Source organism: Ekhidna sp., assembly GCF_965227465.1.
Taxonomy (GTDB): Bacteria; Bacteroidota; Bacteroidia; order Cytophagales; family Cyclobacteriaceae; genus Ekhidna.
Genome location: NZ_OZ245746.1, coordinates 4,167,876 through 4,193,398, shown reverse-complemented (window position 1 = coordinate 4,193,398; position 25,523 = coordinate 4,167,876). Strand labels below are relative to the sequence as shown.

At 38.8% G+C, this 25,523-nt stretch carries 24 protein-coding genes; 7 read left to right on the top strand and 17 right to left on the bottom strand.

The features are described from left to right. Nucleotides 1-8 precede the first annotated feature (8 nt). The 4 genes from ACO05G_RS18500 to ACO05G_RS18485 all read left to right on the top strand — a co-directional run bounded on the left by ACO05G_RS18500 (nucleotide 9) and on the right by ACO05G_RS18485 (nucleotide 4,149). On the top strand, nucleotides 9-404 hold the full coding sequence (locus ACO05G_RS18500; RefSeq protein ID WP_421764075.1) for a hypothetical protein: 396 nt from the start codon (nucleotides 9-11) through the stop codon (nucleotides 402-404). After that, on the top strand, nucleotides 401-2,245 hold the full coding sequence (locus tag ACO05G_RS18495; protein ID WP_421764074.1) for a tetratricopeptide repeat-containing sensor histidine kinase: 1,845 nt from the start codon (nucleotides 401-403) through the stop codon (nucleotides 2,243-2,245). Before ACO05G_RS18500 ends, ACO05G_RS18495 begins: the two co-directional genes overlap by 4 nt. Continuing rightward, nucleotides 2,242-2,874, top strand: a complete 633-nt coding sequence (locus ACO05G_RS18490) for a response regulator (protein WP_421764073.1) — start codon at nucleotides 2,242-2,244, stop codon at nucleotides 2,872-2,874. The genes ACO05G_RS18495 and ACO05G_RS18490 overlap by 4 nt, the downstream gene beginning before the upstream one ends. A gap of 141 nt (nucleotides 2,875-3,015) precedes the next feature. Next, entirely contained in the window at nucleotides 3,016-4,149 is a 1,134-nt protein-coding gene (locus ACO05G_RS18485; RefSeq protein WP_421764072.1) for a hypothetical protein, read from the top strand. Between the two features lie 55 nt (nucleotides 4,150-4,204). On the opposite strand, the gene ACO05G_RS18480 is transcribed toward ACO05G_RS18485, so the two are convergent. From ACO05G_RS18480 to ACO05G_RS18435, 10 genes are all read right to left on the bottom strand, one after another. Beyond that, nucleotides 4,205-4,993: a hypothetical protein gene (locus tag ACO05G_RS18480; RefSeq protein WP_421764071.1), complete on the bottom strand. Its 789-nt coding sequence runs from the start codon at nucleotides 4,991-4,993 to the stop codon at nucleotides 4,205-4,207. Nucleotides 4,994-4,995: 2 nt separating this feature from the next. Continuing rightward, nucleotides 4,996-5,886 (bottom strand): ATP synthase F1 subunit gamma, encoded by an 891-nt coding sequence (gene atpG, locus ACO05G_RS18475; protein ID WP_348283406.1) that lies wholly within the window; start codon nucleotides 5,884-5,886, stop codon nucleotides 4,996-4,998. An 8-nt stretch (nucleotides 5,887-5,894) separates the two neighbouring features. Then, nucleotides 5,895-7,475, bottom strand: a complete 1,581-nt coding sequence (atpA, locus tag ACO05G_RS18470; protein ID WP_348283405.1) for a F0F1 ATP synthase subunit alpha — start codon at nucleotides 7,473-7,475, stop codon at nucleotides 5,895-5,897. Between the two features lie 43 nt (nucleotides 7,476-7,518). Next, entirely contained in the window at nucleotides 7,519-8,058 is a 540-nt protein-coding gene (gene atpH, locus ACO05G_RS18465) for an ATP synthase F1 subunit delta (RefSeq protein ID WP_421764070.1), read from the bottom strand. Nucleotide 8,059: 1 nt separating this feature from the next. Continuing rightward, the gene (gene atpF / locus ACO05G_RS18460) at nucleotides 8,060-8,554 is read right to left on the bottom strand and encodes a F0F1 ATP synthase subunit B (protein WP_421764069.1); all 495 of its coding nucleotides are present in this window, start codon (nucleotides 8,552-8,554) and stop codon (nucleotides 8,060-8,062) included. Nucleotides 8,555-8,641: 87 nt separating this feature from the next. Continuing rightward, nucleotides 8,642-8,848: an ATP synthase F0 subunit C gene (gene atpE, locus ACO05G_RS18455; RefSeq protein ID WP_348283402.1), complete on the bottom strand. Its 207-nt coding sequence runs from the start codon at nucleotides 8,846-8,848 to the stop codon at nucleotides 8,642-8,644. A 38-nt stretch (nucleotides 8,849-8,886) separates the two neighbouring features. Continuing rightward, nucleotides 8,887-9,945, bottom strand: a complete 1,059-nt coding sequence (atpB, locus tag ACO05G_RS18450) for a F0F1 ATP synthase subunit A (RefSeq protein ID WP_421764068.1) — start codon at nucleotides 9,943-9,945, stop codon at nucleotides 8,887-8,889. A gap of 3 nt (nucleotides 9,946-9,948) precedes the next feature. Continuing rightward, a complete protein-coding gene (locus ACO05G_RS18445) occupies nucleotides 9,949-10,299 on the bottom strand; it encodes a hypothetical protein (protein ID WP_421764067.1) in 351 nt (116 codons plus the stop codon). A gap of 195 nt (nucleotides 10,300-10,494) precedes the next feature. Next, nucleotides 10,495-10,911: a polymer-forming cytoskeletal protein gene (locus ACO05G_RS18440; protein ID WP_348283399.1), complete on the bottom strand. Its 417-nt coding sequence runs from the start codon at nucleotides 10,909-10,911 to the stop codon at nucleotides 10,495-10,497. Nucleotides 10,912-10,921: 10 nt separating this feature from the next. Continuing rightward, nucleotides 10,922-11,788 (bottom strand): M23 family metallopeptidase, encoded by an 867-nt coding sequence (locus ACO05G_RS18435; protein WP_348283398.1) that lies wholly within the window; start codon nucleotides 11,786-11,788, stop codon nucleotides 10,922-10,924. 100 nt (nucleotides 11,789-11,888) lie between these two features. Here ACO05G_RS18435 and ACO05G_RS18430 point away from each other — a divergent pair, with 100 nt between their 5' ends. The 3 genes from ACO05G_RS18430 to uvrC are packed head-to-tail and all read left to right on the top strand — an operon-like array spanning nucleotide 11,889 to nucleotide 18,499. Then, nucleotides 11,889-14,432 carry a tetratricopeptide repeat protein gene (locus ACO05G_RS18430; RefSeq protein WP_421764066.1) on the top strand — a complete coding sequence of 848 codons (2,544 nt, stop codon included), beginning with the start codon at nucleotides 11,889-11,891 and terminating at the stop codon, nucleotides 14,430-14,432. After that, nucleotides 14,432-16,699 (top strand): penicillin-binding protein 1A, encoded by a 2,268-nt coding sequence (locus tag ACO05G_RS18425; protein WP_421764065.1) that lies wholly within the window; start codon nucleotides 14,432-14,434, stop codon nucleotides 16,697-16,699. The genes ACO05G_RS18430 and ACO05G_RS18425 overlap by 1 nt, the downstream gene beginning before the upstream one ends. Then, nucleotides 16,700-18,499 (top strand): excinuclease ABC subunit UvrC, encoded by a 1,800-nt coding sequence (gene uvrC / locus ACO05G_RS18420; protein WP_421764064.1) that lies wholly within the window; start codon nucleotides 16,700-16,702, stop codon nucleotides 18,497-18,499. 31 nt (nucleotides 18,500-18,530) lie between these two features. On the opposite strand, the gene ACO05G_RS18415 is transcribed toward uvrC, so the two are convergent. From ACO05G_RS18415 to ACO05G_RS18385, 7 genes are all read right to left on the bottom strand, one after another. Next, complete coding sequence (locus tag ACO05G_RS18415; protein ID WP_421764063.1) at nucleotides 18,531-19,118, bottom strand: FISUMP domain-containing protein; 588 nt, start codon at nucleotides 19,116-19,118, stop codon at nucleotides 18,531-18,533. A 33-nt stretch (nucleotides 19,119-19,151) separates the two neighbouring features. Then, complete coding sequence (gene gldN, locus ACO05G_RS18410) at nucleotides 19,152-20,012, bottom strand: gliding motility protein GldN (RefSeq protein ID WP_421764062.1); 861 nt, start codon at nucleotides 20,010-20,012, stop codon at nucleotides 19,152-19,154. Between the two features lie 22 nt (nucleotides 20,013-20,034). Next, nucleotides 20,035-21,666, bottom strand: coding sequence for a gliding motility protein GldM (gene gldM, locus ACO05G_RS18405; RefSeq protein ID WP_421764061.1), 1,632 nt, complete (start codon nucleotides 21,664-21,666; stop codon nucleotides 20,035-20,037). Nucleotides 21,667-21,686: 20 nt separating this feature from the next. Continuing rightward, nucleotides 21,687-22,499, bottom strand: a complete 813-nt coding sequence (gene gldL, locus ACO05G_RS18400; RefSeq protein ID WP_348283391.1) for a gliding motility protein GldL — start codon at nucleotides 22,497-22,499, stop codon at nucleotides 21,687-21,689. A gap of 43 nt (nucleotides 22,500-22,542) precedes the next feature. Next, a complete protein-coding gene (locus ACO05G_RS18395; protein ID WP_348283390.1) occupies nucleotides 22,543-23,577 on the bottom strand; it encodes an SUMF1/EgtB/PvdO family nonheme iron enzyme in 1,035 nt (344 codons plus the stop codon). A gap of 145 nt (nucleotides 23,578-23,722) precedes the next feature. Further along, entirely contained in the window at nucleotides 23,723-24,676 is a 954-nt protein-coding gene (locus ACO05G_RS18390; protein ID WP_421764060.1) for a PorP/SprF family type IX secretion system membrane protein, read from the bottom strand. Between the two features lie 43 nt (nucleotides 24,677-24,719). Next, nucleotides 24,720-25,511, bottom strand: a complete 792-nt coding sequence (locus ACO05G_RS18385) for a uroporphyrinogen-III synthase (RefSeq protein WP_421764059.1) — start codon at nucleotides 25,509-25,511, stop codon at nucleotides 24,720-24,722. Nucleotides 25,512-25,523 lie beyond the last annotated feature (12 nt).

The window sequence follows — 25,523 nt, the reverse complement described above, 5'->3', positions numbered from 1 at the left end:
TAAAAGTAATGTCAGAACAAACCTTAACATCACCATTATCTATTAATGTAAAAAGTATAGTGCAAAATTTAACCCCAGGTACCGATCAATCACCAACGTTGGTGCCTCCTGGAATGAATTATTACATACCAATCGGCACGATACAAGCTGATCAAAACGACCAAGTAAAAATTAACTGTGAAGATTCAAGCGGAAGTACAGAAATTATTGCCGTAAGACTTGAGTGGGAAAGTGGTGATCACATTGGAGTCAGTAAAGCGTCCAAAAAGGGCTCCATATTTACAATTGATGCAAGCACTGTTGGAGAGGAGTCATTTTATGCAGTGTTTAGTTTCAACTCAAATGGAAGTAATGTCTACTTCAAGATTGATCCAGAACTTAAAGTTCAACAGGGAGGGGGATGATAAGAGTAAGTTTAGTGACAATTTTATTTGCCTCCCTTAACTTTCTATGTGCCCAAAATCAAAGTAGGGTTGATAGTCTAAAAAGCATAATCAAGGAGACCGATATTGATGATGAAATACGAATTGATGCCTTACATTCAATTATTCAATTATCTTCAGATCCTAATGAGGTAATTAAATATTCCGACTCGTTATTATATTTTAGAGACTTAAGAAACTCGAGAATTATAGATGCTTATACAGCAAAAGGTGTAGCATACCGCATGCAAGGAGAGCTTAAAACAGCTCTCCTAAATCTATTTAAAAGTGCTGAACTGGCCAATGAAAATGATCTCGATGATCTCGCAGCAGAAGCATACCTAGAAATTGGAATAACGTATAGACAAAATTCAGACTTTACGAATGCCCTCGTTTATCAAAACAAAGCAATTGACATTTTCAGAAAACTAAACAAGAAACAGGAGCTGGCCATTAATCTACTTAATACGGGTTATGCATACTACTCAATGCAGTTATATGACACAGCTCTCCTCTATTACAATGAAGCAGCACCATTGTTTGACACTGTTGGCCTTACCATTGGTAAGGCCTATTCGATAGGTAACAGGGCGCTCGTGTTATGGAAGACCGGTAAGATAGAAAAGGCTGAAAAAGATTTACTCACTGCCATCGATATGTTGAAACCCCTAGGTGACCAATTTGGAATGGCGGACTATCACAATCAACTGGGTAACCTTTACCTGGAACAGGGGAGAATTCCTCAGGCAATTGATCATCTCAACAGGGGGCTTAGGATGGCTAAAGAAATGGACCTTAAGGAGCAAATTAGGGACGCATCTTTGCTGCTTTCCAGACTTTATTCATCTAATGATGAGTATGAAAAAGCTCTTCAAAATCATCAGCAATATGTAGCATACAAAGACAGTATTGAAAATTCCGAGCAGACCAAAAAAATGGCAGATCTACGCACAGACTTTGAGGTAAATCTCCGCGAAAAAGAAATTGATTCACTTGAAAAAGAAAAGCAACTGCAGCAAACTTATATCATTATAGCCATCACATTATTGCTCCTTGCCTTAATAATCCTTTTATACTTTCGTCAACGGTTCAAGAATACCAAACTCCTAGCAGCAGCAGATAGAACGAAGCATGATGTGAGGGTAAAAGACTTGCTAAAGTCCCAGGAAACGAAAGCGCTACAGGCTATGGTGCAAGGAAAGGAAGACGAACGGAAACACCTGGCTAAAGAAATACACAATCATCTGGGCAGCCTGCTTGCAACTGTAAAAGTGAACCTCAATGGAATGGAAATACAGGATCCTATCAAGCAACAAAAAATCGTCAATCTGGTAGACAGAGCTTGTCAGGATGTTAGAAACATTTCTCACGAACTGAACATGGGAGTTTCCGAAAACTTCGGACTAGTCCCGGCGCTGAAAGAATTGGTTGATCACCTAAAGCAATCAAATGAATTAAAGATTGAACTGACAACCTCAATAAATAAGGTCCACATCGAGTCTCAGAATGAGATTTTAGTTTATCGCATTGTACAAGAATTGGTTAGCAACGTGCTCAAACATGCGAACGCAACCAAGCTTTCAATTTCACTGACAGGATTTGAAGATGAAGGAATAGTCAATATCCTGGTTCAGGATAATGGAAAAGGTTTCAATTCTAAGGCACTTATTAAGGATTCTAAAGGCATTGGGTTGGATAGCCTTGAGGAAATGGTAGAGAAAATGGATGGAGAAATGAGCATCGATAGCGACATGCGCTCAGGAACCACCGTAAGCATTGATTTGCCAGTGATTAAAACAGAATTAAGCATAGAAGAACCATGATTAAGGTAATGATAGTAGATGATCATGATCTGTTTGCTGAAGGCATGCAATCCATGTTCAAACCGCAGGACGGAATAGAGATAGTTAGCTATACGAAGAATGGCAATCAGGTTCCATCATTATTAGCAGAGGAAATGGTAGACGTGATCTTAATGGATATTAGTATGCCGATTCTGGACGGGATTGAAACCATGTCTTTGGTGAAATCAAAAGGATACGATGTTCCGATCTTAATGCTCACAATGTTTCAAACCATGAGACAGGTCAAAGCTGCTTTAGAAAAAGGAGCGCAAGGATACATTTTAAAGGATGCATCCAAAGAAGAACTCGTTCAAGCCATTAAGGATACCAGCCTGCGCAAAAATTATTTCCATGCGAAAATTACCGATCAGGTATTCGATTACTTCCGTGGAAAAACCACCAAAAGCCAGGAGACTCAAGAGCTTTCAGAACGTGAGATTGAAATTATTTCATGCCTTGCAGAAGGTAAGAATACGAAAGCCATAGCCAGTACTTTGTTTATCAGTGAACATACTGTAAAAACTCATAGAAGAAATATCATGCAGAAACTGCATGTAAAAACTTCTGCCGAGCTAATCAAACTGGCGGTAGATCGAGATCTTATTTAGTTTCTGAAAGCATGTGATCTACCTCTTTAGAGGCGCTGATACCCCGATTGGGGTATTTCTTTTTATACCCTTTCCCAGTGACCAATTCGAGGTTTTAACCACGGAATTTTACGTCATAATTAGTTACTAACAATTACCATTATGACAAACAAATTATTCAAAATTAGTACGCTGCTTTTCTGGGCATTAGCAGCAAGTATCTTTTACAGTTGTACACCAGAAGAAACGCCTCAACCTGAAGGTGAGCCTGGTTTTGTAAGAGTATCATTGGTCGATCTATCTGTTGAAGAAATTAACAGTAGAACAGAAAATTTTGCTCCGGTTTTTGACCTGAGTGATTTCGGGATGATTATCTATCAAAAAGGAACCTCTAACATCATCCGTCAATATGCAGTGGGAGCAATCCCTACAACGGAAATCGAATTGATGGACGGTGAGTATACTGCAGTTTTAGATAATGAGATGAGTAATGACATCACGATTGGTCATTATATTGGAAGCCAGGATTTTGTAGTTGAACCTCAGCAACTAACCAATGTTGATGTCACTGTTACTTTTCAAGAGGTATATTTTACATTCACCCTCCTTGAGAATTTCTATATTACTCATAAGATCGAAGTAACGGATCCTAATGGGCTGGTAGTCACTGTTGATGACGCTAATCCTTACCCTGAGCTTTATTTACCAACATTAGGTTCTCAACAGGAGTATGTGTTCTCTGTAATCAATAAAACATCAGGAGCGAGTATTGGAACGGCCAGAGTAGTATCCGATATATCGGCCAAAGGCTACAACCTATCTGTGGTACCTCTTGCTGGAAGTAGCTTATTCACATTCACTGTAGATCCAATTATAATAGAGGATAAAGACTTTGGACTTAATCCAACCGAAATCGTTGGTTTCACCGGAGATTTTGATGGTACAAATTGGACTTCTACAAATAACGGATCTGCAACATCATACAACTTCACTCCTTCCGCTCTTTCATTCGATTGTCCTAGTGGTGGTGGTGGATTTGTGTCAGAAATCACCATTCCTGCAGATGGAACGATGGAGTTTGATTGGGAAATTATCATTCGCACCGCTGGTCAATATGGAGATCGATTCTCTTATATGATCAACGGAGTTAGAACGGATCTTTCTACAGCAGGGAATGCCTCTGGAACTGAAAGCATAATTGTAAATCAAGGAGATGTCTTTGCTTTCTTACCATGGGGAACTACACAATCTTCAAGCTACTATGGTTCGGTTACAAACTTTGTCTTCACTTATTAAGAACTCTTCCATGGCCACCGCCGCTTAAAAGAGTGCCCGTTCTGGGCACTTTTTTTTATATCCACTCAAAAACTATTGGCAATAAAAATACACCATCCCCAATTGCTCTATATAGATAATTCCTTCTGAATCTTTTCGAGAGGTGAATCAATGACGCATAAATAGTGAATCCGACAATAAAATAAATATGAGTAATCTCAAATGATAGAAGTGATAGCGCTAATCCGAGAGATACTAAAGTAAACATCAGTTTCTCCAGCTTGTCGGCCTCCATTTGAGTTGCAATAGACCGGAAACCTTCTCTTAAATCTTCCTCTTTCTCAAACCAGCTAAAAATGATCAAATTGAGAAATGTTAATTGAAATAGGAGAAGGAATAAAATCAAGTCAAATGTCCCACTCAACACAATTGGGACCAACAAAACGCCGGCTGAGTAAACAAGAGCAACATACAACTCCTTAAATAACAGTCGAGATAATTTACGTTGTATAAGCAGATAAAGTATTGAAAAGGTCGAGAGTAATATGCCGCCAACAAGAACAGTTATTGGAACAAAGAAAATAAGTGGTGCACTTATTAATAGCACAACAGCTGATGCTACAATTAGCATCTTTTTATACTTTCTATGAAATACATATCGTTCGCGAGCAGAATTTGGTGAATTTTCAGCATCTCTCAGATGATCAAATGTATAAATAAGCCATACTGCAGCGCCTAGCAATACAAATACCTCCCAGCCCGGATTTACTCGAAATTGGACACAAAAAAATCGGAGTAGAATCACTACTCCGATTACAATGTCTAAAGATAAGATTTGGGCTAATCTATATACTCGAAAGAACATTATTAGCCTTGAGCCAATGCCTCAGCACCGCCTACGATCTCAAGGATTTCCTTCGTGATCGCGGCTTGTCGAGTTCGGTTGTAGGTCAATCGAAGCTCTTTTAACAGATCATCGGCATTCTCCGTAGCTTTATCCATGGCTGTCATTCTTGCGCCATGCTCTGAGGCGTTAGATTCAAGCAACGTTTTATAAAACTGGATTTTCAAAGACTTAGGTACAAGCTCATCAAAGATAAAATCCCGTGAAGGCTCATAGATATAGTCAACCGATGAGAAGTCTTCTTCAACGCTCTCGGTTTCCAATTCTTGGATGGGAAGAAATTGCTCTTTACGGACAATCTGGGTGGCGACATTCTTAAACTCATTATATACGATATCAACACGATCGTATTTCCCGTTTAAGAAACCTTCCATTACCATTTCGGCAGCCTCTTTTGCTTCAGCAAAATTTAGCTGAGCCATAAGGTGCGAGTAGGTATCGATTACCTTATACTTTCTTTTCTTAAAATACTCGAATGACTTTTTACCAATAGGTAGAATTTCCAAATTCCCAGCTGCTTCAACATGACTGTACTTTTCAGCAATAAGTGATTTAGCACCTTTAAATACGCTGCTATTAAAAGCCCCGCAAAGTCCTCTGTCTGAAGAGATAGCAACGATCAAAACTCGTTCGATCGACTTTTCTTCCGCATAAGGGTTATCACTTGAGTCAGTCTCACCTGCTGAAACGTTCTGAATAATTTCAGAAAGCTTCTGAGAATATGGCCTCATTTGAATGATACGATCCTGAGCTCTTCTCAACTTAGCTGCCGCCACCATTTTCATAGCTTTGGTAATCTGCTGAGTTGAAACAACTGACTGAATCCTACCTTTTACTTCCTTCAGATTGGCCATCTATCTAATTATTTTTTATATCTAGAAGCAATGTCCTTAGCGATTTCTTCTGTTTTTGCAACAGCATTTTCGCTCAGTTTACCAGCTTTAAAGTCTGCTAAAGCATCCTTACCAGTTGATCTCATTGCATTAATAAATTCAGTTTGAAATTCCTTCGCTTTATTCACAGGAACCGGATCCAGGAATCCTTTCGTAGATGCAAAGATGATAGCAACTTGTTCTTCAACCGGAATCGGTGAGAATTGAGGTTGCTTAAGTATCTCCTGATTTTTTCTACCTCTATCAATTGTACGTTGAGTAGCGGCATCCAAGTCAGAACCAAACTTCGCGAAAGCTTCAAGTTCACGGAACTGAGCCTGATCCAGTTTCAATGTACCAGAAACCTTTTTCATTGATTTGATCTGCGCATTACCCCCAACTCGAGATACGGAGATACCTACGTTAATTGCAGGTCGGATTCCTGAGTTAAATAAGTTAGTCTCCAGGAAGATCTGACCATCGGTAATCGAGATTACGTTCGTAGGAATGTAAGCAGATACGTCACCCGCTTGTGTTTCAATGATCGGAAGAGCAGTCAGTGATCCGCCACCTTTAACTTTTCCTTTCAAGGAAGGAGGAAGGTCATTCATTTGACTCGCAATAGAGTCATCATTGATCACCTTGGCTGCACGCTCCAAAAGTCTTGAGTGAAGGTAGAATACATCACCGGGGTATGCTTCACGTCCCGGAGGTCTTCTCAATAGTAGAGATACTTCTCTATATGAAACCGCTTGCTTTGAAAGGTCATCGTAAACAACCAAAGCAGGACGTCCGGTATCTCTGAAGTACTCTCCAATAGCTGCTCCAGTCATTGGAGCATAAAATTGCATAGGAGCTGGATCAGAAGCAGAGGCACTTACCACAACTGTGTAATCCATTGCTCCTGCCTTTTCAAGCTGAGCCACGATTCCCGCCACTGTAGATGCTTTCTGTCCGATAGCAACGTAAATACAGAATACAGGCTCTCCTTTATCGTAAAATTCTTTTTGGTTAATGATCGTATCGATCACAACAGCAGTCTTACCTGTCTGTCTGTCTCCAATTACTAACTCACGTTGACCTCTTCCAACTGGGATCATTGAATCAATTGACACAATACCTGTTTGAAGTGGCTCGCTCACCGGCTCACGAAAAATTACTCCGGGAGCTTTTCTTTCAAGGGGCATTTCGAAAGTTTCGCCGGAAATTGCTCCTTTGCCATCGATAGGCATACCAAGAGTATCCACCACTCTACCGCACATACCATCGCCTACCTTAATAGAGGCGATCTTACCCGTTCTTTTAACGGTATCCCCTTCATTTATACCACTTGATTTTCCAAGAAGCACAGCTCCTACATTATCTTCCTCAAGGTTCAATACAAGTGCATTTAACCCATTTTCAAATTCTAAAAGCTCTCCAGCTTGAGCGTTGGACAATCCGTAGATTCTGGCTACACCATCACCTACCTGTAGTACGGTACCTACTTCTTCAAGCTCAGCCTGCGTCTTATGACCAGAAAGCTGCTCTCTTAAAATTGCTGAAACCTCATCAGGTCTTACTTGTGCCATAATTTTATTTGTTTATCCCGCAACGTGCGAAATTTTATGTTATTTATTTTTTTGAAAATTTCAGTTTTAATTCTTTCAATTGACCACTTACACTATCATCAAGCTGACGATCGCCAAGTCTAAGAATGTATCCTCCTACAATTTCAGGATCTACTTTCTCTGTCAAAAGTGGCTCCTTACCAGAAATTTCTTTTGCTAACTTCTCAAATGCTTTCCTCATATCAGTGTCCAGCTCAATGCTAGTAGTTACCGATACCTCAGCCAATCCTTTCTTTATGTTATATAGGTGAAGAAATTCTTCAGCAATGGCTTCAAGAAGATTCTCTCTGCTCTTTCGCGTTAATAACTCAAAAGTCTGGAGCGTAAGATCATTCACTTTTCCTGAAAAAATCTTTTTAAGAATCTCTGCTTTCTTAAGATGAGGAATAATCGGGCTTTTAAGCATTAAAGAAAAATCTTTGTTTTCCTCGCAAACTGATATAAAGGATTCCATATCAGCTTTTACATTATCAAGCACATTCTTCTCCACTGCCAACTCGAGAATTGGGGTAGCATACCGAACCGCTATTCTTCCTGTTGACATCTTAATTAACTTTTACGTCCTTAATAAATTTAGCGACTAATGCTTTTTGCGACTTATCATCAGAAAGATTCTCTCGAAGTACTTTTTCGGCAATTTCTAGAGATAAAGAGGCCACTAATTCTTTTACTTCCGTCAGAGCTGCCTTTTTCTCGACATCAATTGCCTCCCTGGCGTCCTGAATCATTTTGGATGTGATATCAGATGTTTCAGCTTTTGCATGATCTACAATGCGACCTGACTCTTCTCTCGCTTCCTTTAAAATGGCATCTCTCTCGATTCGGGCTTCTTGAAGAAGGTATTCATTGTCCGCCTGGATTTGCTTCATTTCCTCCTTCGCATGCTCTGCCGCACGAAGCGAATCTTCGATTTGAAACTCACGCGTTTTAAGAGCGCTAAGAATAGGCCTCCATACGAATGCTCGTAAGATAAACAGTACGATTAGGAAAACGATCAATTGCCATATGATCAAACCAATGTCTGGTGTTACTAGTGCCACGGTATATATATTTTAATAGTAAATGTCTTTCAATTAAAACCTGGCCATGCCACCTAATGTGGTCATAGCCAAGTCTTTTAGGAATTTTTATGCTCCCTGGTTTACAGCCAAAAGTCCAACTACAACACCGAATAAAGCTGCACCCTCAATAAGGGCTGCTGCAATAATCATTGCTGTTTGGATTTTACCAGCTGCTTCTGGTTGTCTAGCAATACTTTCAGTAGCTCCTTTACCGATCAAACCGATTCCAAGACCTGCTCCTAATACTGCTAAACCTGCTCCAATTGCTCCCATGATAAATTATTTATAGTTTAAAAATTGGTTTCAAAAAATTAATGATGCTCCTCTACCGCTTGACCGAAGTACAATGCGGAAAGAAGTGTAAACACATATGCCTGCAACACGGCCACAAAAAGCTCCAGCATATTCATCACTGTTGCGAAAAGCGCACCTACGACTCCCACTGATAAGCTTTGGAATACAAATGCCAGACTTATGATACTTAAAATCAAAATATGACCTGCCGTGATGTTTGCGAACAATCGAATCATCAATGAAAATGGCTTGGTGAAAATCCCGATGATCTCAACCGGCCACAATATCAAATACATGAAAATCTTACCAAGCCAAGGCATGGATTTTCCCAAAGGATCTACAATGTGTAGCCAATATGTTTTTCTTCCTGAAAAAAGTGTAAAAAACAGCGTCAATAATGCCAGCACTAATGTCACTGAAATGTTCCCCGTCAAGTTAGCCGCTCCTGGCAATAGTCCCAGTAAGTTTCCGAACCAGATAAAAAAGAATACCGTAAGAAGATACGGCATAAACTTCTCGTATTTCTTCCCGATGTTATCCTTAGCAATATCATCTCTGATAAAAACGATGATCGGCTCAAAAAATGACTGAATCCCTTTTGGTGCTTTTCCGGCATTCTTCTTATATCCTCTCGCAACCGCAGAAAAGACCAGTATTAAAATGATCGCATCAATAAAAAGGAATAAAACATTTTTGGTAATAGAGATATCAAATACATTTCCTCCATTTTCTAAGGTGATATGATCATGGTCCATGATGTAGCCATTATACGGCACTACTTCCTCGTGATCATAAAAGTTTGCGGACGAGAAAATATCCAGACCTTTTTCTTCAGAGTAGACGATAACTGGGAGGTAAACTGTTAACCCGTGATAAATTTCCCACACATGAGAATCAGAGATGTGATGGTTAATCATCTCACTTGGATCAAATTGCTCCTCTCCATCCTTTTTTGAACCACCACCGGCCCATACCATACCTGGCATAACAAGTAGCATTAAAGCTAAAAACCTGTTGATTTTCAGAAAGTTAGATTGCCTTAAGATAGCGCCTATTTTCATCAGATATTTGTTCATTCCTCAATTTCGGCGCAAGTTAGTCAATGCCTCAACTATTTCAAAGATCATATATATCAAATAGAGGATAATAAACTGAACGACTAAATTGAACTGATCATTTTGCGAGTAAATCAGGACCAGAATGAATACCATCGATGATAAAAGCCTGATGACGATTTTTACCATCGACATTTGCACCTTCCATTCTTTGGGAGCCCAGTGATCAATTCTGAATAACACAAAGCCTTGCGCAGTGAAAAAGAAAACCATCAGCTTAAAAGCGGGATGAAAATCAATTGACTTGGCCAACAAGTATTCAACAGAGAGCAGAGCGACCATAATGCCAATTAAGGCAACCCATTTCGATTTCATTTCAAAGACTTTAGTAGCAACCAAATGGTGCCGGTCATTGCCAAAAAAGTGGCTATTAAAATTATTACCGGACTTGATGAGAGGTAATCATCAAGATAATATCCCCCCATTATTAAGCCTAAATTCAAGATGGTCAATTCAAAAACCAAGGCGTAATGCCTCATGTAAGACCTATTCTCTTCTCCAGACTCTTTTTTAGGCTTTAAGTGCTTGTGGTTGCTCTGTTTCGTCGGGCTTTCCAATTTTAATTTCTTTGCTTTTAACGCCCATTTTGCATTTCCCATTGAAGGTTGCGCCAGACTCAACCAGTAGTTTATTGGTAATTATATCCCCATCGATTGTAGCCGTAGCTTTCAGCACCAACTGCTCAGTAACCTCAATTGTGCCTGTTATGTGTCCTGCAACTTCCGCATTTTGCGCCAATACACTTCCATCCACTTGGGAAGAATGCCCAAACGCAGCTTTTGATTTGGTTTTAATATCTCCAACCACTTTGCCTTCTACTCGAATATTTCCGAAAGTTTCAATGCTCCCGTTAACAATCGTACCCTTTCCAATTATGTTACTTGAGTTACTCAACTCTTCTACTTCCTTTTGATTCTTATTCAACATTAGCGTGATTTTATAATGCAATATACTCTTGCGGGTTCACAGGGTTGCCATTATGCCACAATTCTAAATGCAAATGAGGCCCTGAAGTAAGTTCGCCTGTATTCCCTATAGTAGCAACCACTTCCCCAGCAGCCACAAAATTACCAACGTTTTTAAATAATTCCGAATTGTGCTTGTAAACAGAAATTAAATTGCCCGGGTGCTGAATTGCTAAAATGTAGCCTCCATCCAGTGTCCATGAGGACATAATAACTACCCCATCAGCCACAGAACGAACGGGTTCGTTCTCCTGAGCGACAATGTCTATTCCATAGTGATCCTCTTTAGGATTAAATCCATCTGTAACTATCCCGTCTAGTGGGCTGAAAAGGTAAATATCTCTCAATTCATAGATGTTAGAGTTGACGGCAATTGGAAGGGCCGTGATATCAGCAAGTTCTGAACCTTCAAATTCTGCGCGAAATTGAGAGTCCAAAGGTTGGATTGATCCTGAAAGCTCAGCGGGCTGAAGGTCTGATTCCGGGCTTATTTCAACATTTTGATCAATATCTTCTCCGGCAATAATCTTTCTTATATTCTCTATGTAAATATTCTTATTACCGACCTCTTGTTCAAGTGAATCAATGGTCATGGATAACTCAAGTACTTGACGGTTGGCCTCCATTTGTGCGTGTCTCGGGTCCAGCCACTGTTCCAATGCAACTGTTACAAAGTAAATGGCAAGCGATAATACCAGCAATCCCACCCCTGCTAACAATAGAAATAACCTTGCATAATTGAAGCTAAAGGTTGTTTTCTCCGCAAAATTTTCTTCATTGCGAATAATCAATAAGTATTTGTTCGTTAACCAGTTGCTAAATGTCTTTCTTGCAGCCATAATTGCAAATTAAGGCGACAAAGGTATGCAAATGGACCTTGTTTTATCTTTACACCAAATTGAATTTTAGTTCGTTATCCATTGAACCTTTAAGACTATTTTGAAGAAAGTCGTTTCTATATGTTTAATCGTATTTCTAGCAGGTTGTTCTCCGTATAAAAACAACCCCCTTAGTAGTTCATTTCACGATTTAACTGCGCATTATAATGCATATTTCATTGCAAAGGAGAATATCAATGAAATTGAAAAATCCATATTCGAAAGCCAGCGGTGGAATTACAACAAAGTACTACCAATTTATGCTCAATTTGATTCTGTAAAATCGGCTTCCCTAAAGACTGAAATAGAAGACTGCATCCAAAAAGCTTCAATCGCTATTCAAAGACACCCCAATAGCAAATGGGAAGATGACAGCTATATTCTGGTAGGAAAGGCACGCTATTACGCAATGGAATTCCCTGATGCCATAGAAACATTTAAATACGTAAATACTCACAGTGAAGACGATAATGCAAGACACCATGCATTAGCAGAGTTAATTAGAAGTTTTACGGAATTTCAGGAATATAAAAATGCAGTTGCTGTTACCGATTATTTGGCCAAGGAGAAACTAAATAAAGAAAATCAAAAAAGACTACACCTTAACTCTGCCTATTTATACCAAAAGAAAGGAGATCAGAGTAAAATGGTGGGTAGTCTTGTAAAGGCGGAAGCACTACTCAGCTCAAGTGATAAAGCAAGAATTAATTTTATCATCGGTCAAACTTATCATGAACTTGGATTTGAAAGTGAAGCCTTCCGCTACTATAAAAATGTACTAAAAAATAATCCAAACTATGAGCTCGAATTTTATTCTAAACTGTACATGGCACAAGTTACCGAGTTGGCAAAAGAGGGGGACCTAAAAAAAATACAGAAATACTTTAAGTCTTTATTGAAAGATCCCAAAAACAAGGAATACAGAGATAAGATTTATTATGAGCTTGCTGGTTTTGAATTAAAAAACGGCAATTTAGAAGAAGCCATCATCAACTATGAATTATCCGTTAGGAATAGCACTAATAATAACAGGCAAAAAGGCTACTCTTATTTAAATCTCGGAAGGATTTACTACGATTCAATGAAGAATTTTGTTTTGGCGAAAAGTTACTATGACAGTACGGTAAACACCATGCCAAAGGATGAAGAAGGTTATCAAGAAATTAAAGAACGTCAAGAAATTCTTGTGGATTTTGTTGAGCAGATTGTCACAATCCAAAAGAATGATAGCTTATTGCATTTGGCCTCCCTTCCTGAAGATTCTGTTCTATCGATATTTACCGAGCAAATACAGGCTCAGAGAGAGACTGCCAAAGCAAAACGTAAAAGGGAGAAAGAAGCTGCAGTTAATCGGGCTAGAAACATTTCTCAAAGCTCCGGTGAAAATTTAATTGCAACAGCTAATACAGGGGCAGTTTGGTACTTCAATAACTCCAATGCTTTGAGTAGAGGAAGAGGTGATTTTTTAAAAAAATGGGGGGATCGAGCTCTAGAAGATAATTGGCGAAGAAAAAACAAAGCTCCTGTAGATGGCCCAGAAGAGGAGGTGATTTATCAAGAAGTTTCTGAGTCAACAGGGGAAGATGAGACAGAAATTTCAGTTGAAGAAGAAGCTCTGCAATTAATGGCTAAAATTCCTAGTACTGAGGAGGAAAAAATTCCACTGCTTGCGGAAATTGAAGTAGCTCTATATAACCTTGGCAACATCTACAATCTTCGGTTAGAGGAGGATGCAAACGCAGCTGAATCTTTTGAAAAGCTCCTCGATAGATTTCCTGACACGGAATATGAAGCCGAAGTACTTTATCAGCTTTATTTATTGTATAAAAACATCAATCCCCAGCTATCAAGTGAAAAAGGAGAGGTGCTTAAAAAGAAGTATCCCGAAACAGTTTATGCCAAACTAGTAGATAATCCTAATTATCGCGAAGAAAGCTTTGCAATTAGCGAGCAGCTTAAAAAACTTTATAAAAAACTGTATGGGAACTACAAAAATGGTCAATACGATGAAGTCCTTTTTTCAACTGATAGCGTACTAAATATTTATGAAGAGAGCGAATTTATTGACAATATCGCACTACTAAAAGTACTTACAGTAGGTCAAACAGAAGAGGATCATAGGTACCAGTTTGAGCTTGGCGAATTCATAAAAAAATATCCTGAAAGTGAACTCAACGCTTATGCTCAGACGCTCCTTAAAGCATCTGAGACATTTCAACAAAAACGTTATAATAGTGCCAAAGCACGATTCATTAAAGATTTTAACCAAAAACACTTGATGGTTCTTGTGTATGACATTGAATCGGATCTCACAGATCAGTTACCTGCTACCATAAACGCTTACTTGCAAGAAAAAAACTTAAATAATTTAAGGACTGGTAACCTCATTCTCAACGAAGAAAAGTCAATGCTCTTGATAAATATATTTCCAGGGAAAGGAACAGCAATCAACTTTATGTCCACTCTAAATGACGAGTTGAACCTAAAAGAGACATTTAAAGGACAAAAAATTGATGTATTTGTGATTACGGAGGATAACTTTGATATTTTCTATAGAACAAAGGATGTGTCTGCTTACCTAACATTTTTTGAAAAGAATTATTAATGAGTCAGAAATTTCTAAAATACTCGCTCCGGATTCTCTGGATATCATTCATTCTAGCAGTTATCGGAATACCGTCTACTTTTTACATGGTAAAAAATGATGCGTTTGGTTGGTTTGGAGGTTTACCCAGTCTAAGTGCTTTGGAACGTCCAGATCCAGATCTATCATCTGAATTGATAAGCGCAGATGGTGTTTCCCTTGGTAAATATTTTAGAAAAAACAGAACCCCGGTTACTTACGAAGAGCTATCTCCAGAGTTGGTAAACACACTATTAGTAACCGAGGACGTGAGGTTTAAGAACCACTCTGGGATTGACTTAAAAGGGGTTATACGCGCGGTAGTTGGCAAAATTACTTTCTCGTTTAAAGGTGGTGGTAGTACTTTGACTATGCAGCTTGCTGAAAACCTCTTTAAAACGAATACCGCAGAACAAGGTAGTTTATATAAATCAAGAACACTTGGTCAGGTGAGTACCAAGCTGAAAGAATGGATTATCGCAGTGCAATTGGAAAAATCCTACACGAAAGAAGAAATTCTAGCGATGTATTTAAACACAGTTGAATTTGGGAGTAATTCCTACGGAATTAAGGTGGCAGCAAAGACATTCTTTAATAAACTACCGTCTCAACTAACATATGAGGAATCTGCGGTGTTGGTAGGAGCGATCAATGCACCTACCAGATGGAGTCCAGTTTTAAATCCAGATAATGCTCATAGGAAACGTACAGAAGTCTTGTGGAATCTTCATAAATATGGTCTTATTGATCGAATTAGATTTGATACACTGAATAGAGATTCTATTCAACTTAATTATAAAGTTGAAAATCAAAATGAAGGACTTGCCACCTATTTTAGAACACAGGCAAAAAATTACCTTGTAAGATGGGCAAGTGAAAATGGGTACGACCTTTTCGATGATGGCCTAAAAATTTATACAACCATTGATAGTCGAATGCAACAATATGCAGAAGAGGCTTTAGCTGAGCATATGGATACACTTCAGCAAATTTTTAATGACCATTGGCAAGGTGAAAACCCTTGGATAGATAATGATAATAAAGAAATCCCCGAGTTTTTAGACAATGCCATCAAGAGAACTGATGCATACAAAAACCTAGAGACCAGGTTTGGAAAAAAATCTGATTCAATCGACTTCTATCTAAATAAGAAAAAGAAAATGACCGTCTTCTCATGGGAGGGTGAAATTGATACGACTTTTAGTACTTATGATTCCTTGAATTATTACAAAAGATTCCTCCAGGCAGGATTTATGTCAATGGATCCTAGAACTGGTTATATAAAAGCCTGGGTAGGTGGCATTAATCATCAATACTTCAAGTTTGATCATGTGCAGCAAGGGAGAAGACAGCCCGGATCAACATTTAAACCTATCGTCTACACTGCGGCTATTGATAACGGCTACTCACCATGTTTCCCTGTGGTAGATGCACCCGTTTCTTTCAGCCTACCTGGTCAGGATCCTCCGACATGGGTCCCTCAAAACTCCAATGGAAAATTTACGGGTGAGGTAATGACCATAAGACAAGCTATGGCTCAGTCAGTAAACAGTATCACAGCCTTTATGATGAACAGAATAGGACCTTCAACTGTAGTTGATTATGCGAAAAGGCTTGGCATTGAAAGCAGACTAGATGCTGTTCCTTCTTTATGTTTGGGTGCTGGAGGTGATGTATCTATCTATGAAATGGTGGGAGCATACTCGACGTTTGTAAATAAAGGGACTTTTATCAAACCTTTCTTCATTTCAAGAATAGAGGACAAGAATGGAAATGTGATTCAACAATTTGTCCCGGATGAGCAGGAAGCAATTAATGAAGAGACTGCATACCTCATGCTACACATGCTCAAAGGAACCGTAGAAATCGGAACAGGGAGAATCTTAGATCCTGAGTTGAAAATAGACAATGAATTAGGTGCCAAGACAGGTACTACTCAAAACGCATCTGACGGCTGGTTCATCGGAGTGACGAAGGACCTAGTATCAGGAGCTTGGGTAGGTGGAGACGATCGGAGCATTAGATTTAGATATTGGACGATGGGTCAAGGTGGACGAACCGCTCTCCCTATATGGGAAAAATATATGATGAAGGTATATGCAGATGAAACACTCGGATATGAAAAAGGCTATTTCGAAAAACCGACAATACCTCTTCGAACGGTGATCGATTGTGAATTGTATGAAGAGAACTTAAATTCATCTGATACCGTAGATTATGACGTTGTTGACGAAGACGATTTTATGTAAATGCAATTCCAACGTTATTCTAATGAAGAGTACTTAAAACTGCCTCACAAGCCAGGGATATACAAATTTCTGGATCAAACAGAAACCATTATATACGTTGGTAAAGCAAAAGATCTAAGAAAGCGAGTAGCCAGTTATTTTACTAAGAAAAACTTAGATAATCGAAAGACTCAACGTTTAGTCTCAGAAATTAAGCAAATCGAATTTGTACTTGTCTCATCAGAGTTTGATGCTCTTTTATTGGAGAACAATCTTATAAAAGAGAATCAACCCAGATATAACATCCTGCTGAAGGATGACAAAAGCTTTCCAAGCATTTGCATAACAAATGAACGCTTCCCTCGAATATATTCTACGCGTAAAATTGACCATAAAAAAGGAGAGTATTTTGGTCCATATACGAGTGTTAAGGCGATGAATGGAGTGATAGATCTCATACGCAAGCTTCATAAAATAAGAACGTGTAAGTACAACCTATCTGAAGAAAATGTAAGGAAGAAGAAATTTAAAGTTTGTTTGGAATACCACATTGGAAACTGCCTTGGACCATGTGAGGGCCTACAAAAGGAAGAAGATTATCAGAAAGATATTGATGAGGCAAAGAAGATCTTAAAAGGAAAGATTGGTGTAGTAGGTAAGTCATACAAAGAAAAAATGCAAAAAGCTTCTTCAAATTTAAAATTCGAATTGGCCCAAAATTTTAAAGAAAAATTAGACCTCCTAGAAAAATTTCAGATCAAAACACTCATTGTAAACCAAAAAATTACCAATACGGATGTGTTTACAATGACTCATTCTGCTAATGATAAGTCATTATTTATTAATTACATGCGTATAGAAAATGGCTCGATAGTCAATTCAGAAACCATTGAAGCCAAGAAAAAGCTGGATGAATCAAATAGTGAGGTTCTAAGATTTTCAATGTTTGATTTGCGTAAAAAATACAAGAGCGAAAACCCATTTATCCTTACAAATGAGAAGGTTGAAGGTTGGGAAAACATAGAAATCACCGTTCCTCAAATTGGAGACAAAAAAAAGCTTATTGACTTGTCATATAAAAACGCACTTTACTATCAAAAAGAAAAGCTGACCAGAACCAATATTAAGCCAAATCAGGAAATTCTAAAAAACCTTAAAGAAGACATGAGATTGCAAAGTCTCCCAGTACATATAGAATGCTTTGATAACTCAAATATCCAAGGCACTAATCCGGTAGCATCCATGGTTTGCTTTAAAAATGGTAAGCCCTCAAAGTCTGATTATAGAAAATATAATATTAAAACAGTAGTGGGACCTGACGATTTTGCATCCATGAAAGAAATTGTAGGCAGGCGTTATGGACATTTAAAAAGAGAAAATATCGCGTATCCCAACCTAATTGTTATAGATGGTGGGAAAGGTCAATTAAGTGCAGCCTGTGAAGCGTTGAAAGAATTAAAAATCTATGGGCAAATCCCAATCATTGGAATCGCAAAAAAACTAGAGGAAATCTACTTTCCTGAAGACTCAATCCCTATTTACATTAGTAAAAAATCAACCTCACTTAAGCTAATCCAGCAGCTACGTGATGAAGCCCACAGGTTTGCAATAACCTTTCACAGACAAAAGAGAAGCAAACAATCAATTACTTCCGCACTTGATGGAATCACAGGGATTGGTCCAAAAACAAGAGATGAATTAATGCGGGAGTTTGGAAGCATTGAAAGGCTAAAGCAATCTTCTGAAAATGACTTGGTTAACCTGATAGGTAAAACCAGAGCTTTCCAGATTTTTGAAGCCATAAAAAAAGGAGATCTATGATCTCCTTTTTCAATTTATTGAGTATTTGTTACTACTCGTAATCCTTCACGCATCGGCAACTATTTCTATGCCAGTCACCTATTACGCTGTGAAATATTTCTTTTGATCCCTTTTGAACAGAGATTAAACCAGAAGTGTTATCAGACTTCTTTTCAGCGTCCCAATAATTACCACTTATCCCTATGTTCTTAAATACACGGCCTGGATCACCAAATCCGCCTAGAGCCAAATCTATGCCACTTTCACCACCTTTTTGTAGGGCGATACCGGCATCATGAATACCTCCATATGTTTGAAATAATAGATTCCATTCACCTATAGTCGGGACATGCCATCCATCTGGACAAGCTTCTTTTGCTGCTTTAAATGTGTATAATCGTCCAAATGCCTCGCAATACGCTGGTTCATTTTTATAGCAAAATGATTCAGGTACTTCATAAGATAGATTCTGAGCCATCCATGTTCTCTTTACTGAAACTCCTCCTTCAAGTAAAATATCGATGGTAACAATTTTATAAACTTTTCCATCTCTTGGATCAGTTAATTCTCCAAATTCCTGCGAACTTGCGCTTAAACCGCCTATTATTAACAGCGAGGAGAGTAAATTTCTAATGTTCATTTTCCGGTGGATTAGGGTTAGGTTCAATTCATATTAGTATTCCCACAGCTCAGACTCGTACTCCATAAGGTCGTACTCATACTTCTGTTGAATAACAATCACGCTCATTGGATCACTTGCCATTTGATCAGCATAAATCTGACGTATATCCAAATCTTGAGCGTTCGATACTTTTACAATTGGAGCTCTAAACATTCGCAATTCAAATGCATCACTCATGTTCATGTGCTGCCCAGGGTTTTGGTTATTATAGTAGATTGCTTTATCCGCATAAGGCCCTCTAAACAATGCAACCACATCATCATATCTAAAATGGGCTACTTGTTTTTCAAAGCCAGCAGGATTGTATAATGATCCAGCTTCTCTAGGAAGTGCAAGACTCAATGATCGAATGTAATTATACATTCGTGATCTATTACGATCAAAAATTACATCTTCTCGCAGATATAGAACAGAGAATAAATCTGGTGGAATAGCTTCCTGTCTAGCCTCTTCTCCCTGAGCATCAGTTGCCTCATCTGCACCAGAGTCATCACCAAATGAATCAAATCCTCCAGAATTAAAGCCTCCTCCAACAAATGGATTCTCTTCTCTCTCTACTGAAATATTAGAGACAAAAATGATGTCGGGCATGAAATTGATACATGAATCAGACCTGTAAGGCGTCAATAAACCTTCATCCACTGCTTCAACTATCAGCCTGGAAATCTCACCATTTAGCGAGAAGAAAGGTACATTCTGCTTCTCTTTCATATTCATCCTCCGCCACACGGTCTTTCGAAACATAACTTGTGTTTCATCAACCTCCGGTTTTACCAAAGGCGCTAGTTCTTCTTGTGCATAAGAAAAAGAAAGAGCAAGACCAAAAACGATTAAATAACCTATTTTTTTCATAACACTTTTTTATCTGACAAGTTTATTTCAACGATATGTTGATAAAGCGTTGGAACTTCTGGAAGTCCTCAATCTGCTTTCTAAAATTTTGTCTTTGTACTTTTTTAATTTCGATCACTAATTGATCGCCTTTTCTGCCTCCCATACTTCGAAGATTAATTCTTTCACCTGCTCTAACAGAACCCCTTCCGAGCCCTCCACTCACAAGCGTTACCTCAGCTTCGGCTACTCTAAACTTCGCATCATTTGGGAGAAATTGCGCAAAACTTTCATCTGGTATCGCTCTAAGTATTAATTCAGGAGTTCTTGAAGGAATACCTTCTTTCATATTTACTTCTCCTGCACTAGTGAAAACTTTAATATCAGGTGCCGGGATGCCTCTAACACTAAATTCCCTCGAGCCAATAACATTTCCACCTGATGATACGGTCAAAGTTACTTTTTGTGCTCTAGGAACGACGGTTACCTGGCCTGTTTGCGATCCTTTTATTGCATCGCCTCCTTTGGCAGAAAAACTTGGATTGTAAGAAGTGCCTAACGCAGGAACCTGTACATCCAGCGCATTACCACAATTGTAATAAAGTGCGTTAACAGATTGAGATTGAATCTGAATAACAGGACGTACAACATAATACTCAATAGTATCAGTAAATGTGGTATCCGTACCACCTCCCTGAGGAACGGTTATTGAAGCGATGATTTCTTTTCTGGCGTTCCCACTCTTATCGTAGCTACCCGGAGTAGCTGTAAATTCTACTTTACCCACTCCTCCAACTACTGGAGCTTCTTCACCATTATAGGTCATGACTAATTTATCATTTAACCCGGAAGCAGAAGCAGCAATAAACATGTCAGCTTTATATTTAGTACCAGCTGCTACATATTTAGACTCTGGCATAATAACTGGCTTTATTTGATCAAAGGTAATGTCTTTAAGACCTACTCTTTTCACCAAGAAATCCAAAGCAGAAGTTTCAAATGCTAAAACATTTGCTTGAAACTCACTAACAGTAGCTAAACCGGCATGTGTTGGAGAATTCTCAAATGCAAGCTGTGACCATTTTTTACCTTTTTGATTTTCATCTTTACTGTAAATAGGATCCTCTTCTGCATCTAGCGCGATCTTATGATATTGCTTCAGCTTAGCATCATCTGCTCCATTCTTTTTAAGAAGCTCCTGAATGTAGTCAGCAAACCCATTCAATTTTTGCTTCATTTCAGTACCATTTCCTTCACCACCTTCTTCAACAGGCATCATGTAATTACCAACCTTATCATAATCTGTTTTGCCAGTGATGAATCGTCTATCTCCTTTGTGACCTTCCAAATAGCCACCAGTAATTTCAACGAATTTTTCTTTGTACTCTTCCATGTCAGCAAGAATCTTCGTTGTTTCGGCTCTTAATGCTTCTGCATCTGAAACTACTTTCATATCATCAGCTCGGTTACCCTTATCTTTTGCGGCAGATTTCATCCCAGTAATGGTCCGGGCATTTCGTTCGGACGTTTCGGCATTTGCCCGTTCCAAACTTTCATTGATAAAGGCGAATTTGTCTAAGACTGTCGAGCTAACGTTTAATGCTAACAATGCTGTTAGCACCAAGTACATCATACCGATCATTTTCTGCCGTGGGGTTTCTTTTCCTCCTGCCATAATTCAATCGTTTTTAAGGGTTATTGTTGACTACCTCGCATTGCGGTAAGCATATTACCGTATACTTTATTAAGAGCAGAAATGTTCGATGTTAATTTATTAAGCTCAGCTTGAAATGCAGAAGTTTCCTTACCTGCATCAGCCATACTTTCTAAAGCACCACTAATATTTGAGTAAAATTTGTTCAGTGCCTTCGTGTGACTCTGCGCATCTTTTAACTCCATTTCATAAACGGCATTCAGAGCACCAAGGCTCTTTGTTACGTTTTGAACCTGACTGTGATATTCCTTCGTGTCTTTCGTCGCTTCAGCCATTCCAGACATTGCTTGCATTGCTGATGCGTAAGACTTATTCATTTCTTGCAGTGATCCTGATGCTTTTTTAACATTATTGGCATAGTCGTTAGTTGCTACTGCAGCATCACTAAGATTAGACATTTTCTTTGCAGATTCTGCCATATTTCTCATGCCATCGCCTAAGCTCCTTATTAACTCAGGACCAACTTTAGCATCAGCGAGCATTTTATCCATTTGAGCAGAAGCACCAGTTGCTTGAGGAACTGCTTTTCTTGGAGCAGAGGCTGGGCCATCATAATCATCTGCTAATTCCGGATAAACTTTTGCCCAATCCGGCTCAGCATGCTTTGGCTCAAATGCACTTAAAAAGAAAATAACTGCTTCAGTGGTCAGACCTACCCCTAACATAAGGGCTGCTCCTGGCATGTGAAGAATTTTAAACATCGCTCCCACGATTACAACCGCAGCTCCTATTCCATAAATCTTAGGCATTATTGTGGAATAGAGTAGCTCCTGAAATCCGCCTTTTTTGCTCATTGTAATAATATTTAGGTTAGTAATTTATTCTTTATTGATTTTATTAAAATTCGTATCCTGATGATCTTCCAAGATACGTCATAGCACATCTAAATCCGATAGAGGCCCTGGTAGTGTCTTGATGCTCGAATGATCTTGTTCCTGTTTCAAGGTAGTAAGCAATATCTTTCCAAGATCCACCTCGAATTACTTTGAAAGGAACATTTTCATCGAAATAAGTTGGGTTCAAATCCCAGGTAAGTGGCATTGCAGATGGGTTATATGCATCTTCACACCATTCTGCCACATTGCCGGCCATATCATACAAGCCGTATTCATTGGCAAAATAAGTTCCTATTGGAGATGTATACGCATATCCATCATCAAAATAATTTCCTCTACCCGGCTTGAAGTTAGCCAGGAGACATCCTTTAGCATTTCTAATGTACGGATTACCCCATGGATATTTTGCCATATCTCTTCCTCCTCTGGAGGCATATTCCCACTCAGCTTCTGAAGGCAATCGGAAATTTGGCATTACCGGCAAACCTACGCTTGTTCGGTAATCATTTAGATAGTTGGTCCTCCACTCACTGAAGTATTTTGCAGCATTCCAATCAACCCCTACTACAGGGTAATCGTCAAATGCTGGGTGTGACCAATAGTAAGTTACTAACGGGTCTCCCATGTGGTGAGTGTAATCTCTAGTCCAGACTGTTGTGTCGGGTAAAAGATCTGCAATCGAATAACCGGTAGGTAAATCAATTTCAGAACTTTCCTGAAGATTCTGTGTGAACTGTCGATATTCATTATTAGTGATCTCAGTATCATCCATGAAGAATGCCCCAATGGTCACCTGTTTATTGAAATTTATCTGAGTTGCTGCCACATCCTCATCAGCTTGGCCCATGTGAAATGTGCCCGACGGAACGGAAACCATTCCATAAGGCCTGGTCATTTCCCAGCCTAATCTATCGGGAGCACCTATAAGTTCTCCCTTGTCACCTTGGTCTCCGCCAAAAAGTCCACAACCTGAAAGAATTATGGCGCAGCAAATGACAACACAATTTGATATTGTTAAAACACGCATTTTATTCATAACACCTTTATTGAACATGCAAGTATGTAAAATAAACAAACTTTAGCAAGAATTATTGCACGATATTCTGCCTAAATATATAATCATAAATCGATTTAGAACAAGTTTTGCCTCCAATTTTGGATGAAGGCTTTTCTTATTCTGACTAAAATGTGAATCGAGGAGTTTTTACGGCCTTTCTTCCACCAAAAATTAAACCGGGCAAATCATACCTTAAAAACACCTCGTGAGAAGTAGGTTGCTTTGCATCCTGATCTTTTATTATATAATCAAATGAATAGCCAGCCTTCAACTTATTGTTTTCAAGAAAAGAATAACCCAGCAGTAAACTAATGGATTCTGCTCTCCTGAACGCAACTCCGCCCCACATTCGCTCTTGATAAACGGCGATTGTGCTAATATCGTATGTGTAAGCTTTTAAATCTGACCTAATCATGATGCTTGGTTTCAGAATCAAGTCTCTTGCCAGGCCTATGGCAGTTCCTCCCATTAAAGTATAATTATTTGGTATCTCGTTTTTGGCATCAGTGCCAAAATCAAAGCCTGGCTTTAAAATATTTTCTATTGAAGCTCCAATAAAATATTCTCTTTTTGATTGAAAATATATACCAGCGTGCAAATTGGGTTGAATCTGAGATTCGCTCCCTTCTGGAATAAAAGAATCCCCTTGATCAACAAAGCGATAGTTCGCATTTATCGAGGCTACATTCAATGCTGGCATCACACCAAGTGATACACTACCAATGGCCAACTCCTTTCTAATTGAGACTGAAGCTCGAGCCTGAACGGTATTCAATGGGCCCGTCCTGTCATTAGAAACAGACAGACCAATCCCGGAAAACCTTCCTTCAATTGGAACTACAATTGATAAAAGTTGAGTGGAGGGAGCTCCTTCAGGATCAAATGATGCATCATAGCCAGCCCATTGTGTTCTGTGATGCATAGCTGCAAATGCCTTGGTTTCGGTTCCAACCCAGGCAGGATTGTAATAAGATGGGTTGAACATGTAATGATTAAAGAAATAATCATTTTGACCCCATCCTATTAGACTGCACAAGAATAAACTGAAAACTAATGTGACCCTTAGGTAACGATTCATATTGTAAGTATAACGCTTACAACTAATATACCCTTACAGTCCCCTAAATGTTATTTGCTTCCTTGATATAAACCTCTAGTGCTCCTGTCATTGACGGGGCGTTTGGTAAAGGTGCCTGAATATCTAAGATTAGCCCAGCTTCCTTCACTGCTTTTGAGGTTGTAGGGCCAAACGCCGCTATTCTGGTATTGTTCTGCTTAAACTTTGGGAAGTTATGCATCAAAGATTCAATACCGGATGGGCTAAAAAAAGCAATTACATCATAGGTGACATCATCCAAATCTGATAAATCAGAAGCTACCGTACGGTAAATAGTAGCCTCAGACCACTCATATCCGTTCTCATTTAAGAAATCCGGAATGTGATCCGTGCGGATATTTGAACATGGAAATATAAATTTTTCTCCCTTGTGCTTTTTGATCACTTCTAAAAGATCTGCAGCGGTGCGCTCTCCAGTGAAAATTTTCCTTTTTCGAATGACAATATATTTCTGAAGATAATTGGCAGTTGTTTCAGAAATACAGAAATACTTCATGTCTGTCGGTATCTCAATTTTATTTTCAGTTGCCAGTCTGAAAAAATGATCAACCGCATTGCGACTGGTAAAAATCACTGCAGTATGATCCAAAATGTTGACTTTTTGTTTTCTGAACTCTTTGACGTCTACAGGATCTATTTCAATGAATTGTCGGAAGTCAATTTTCAAATTGTACTTTTCCGCTAATTTATGGTAGGGTGAATTTGGATCGGATGGCTCAGGTTGTGATACTAAAATACTCTTTACTTCCTTCAAACGCGCTTTATCCATTACCAAAAGATCATCAGTGGCACTCATGTAGTATCTGCT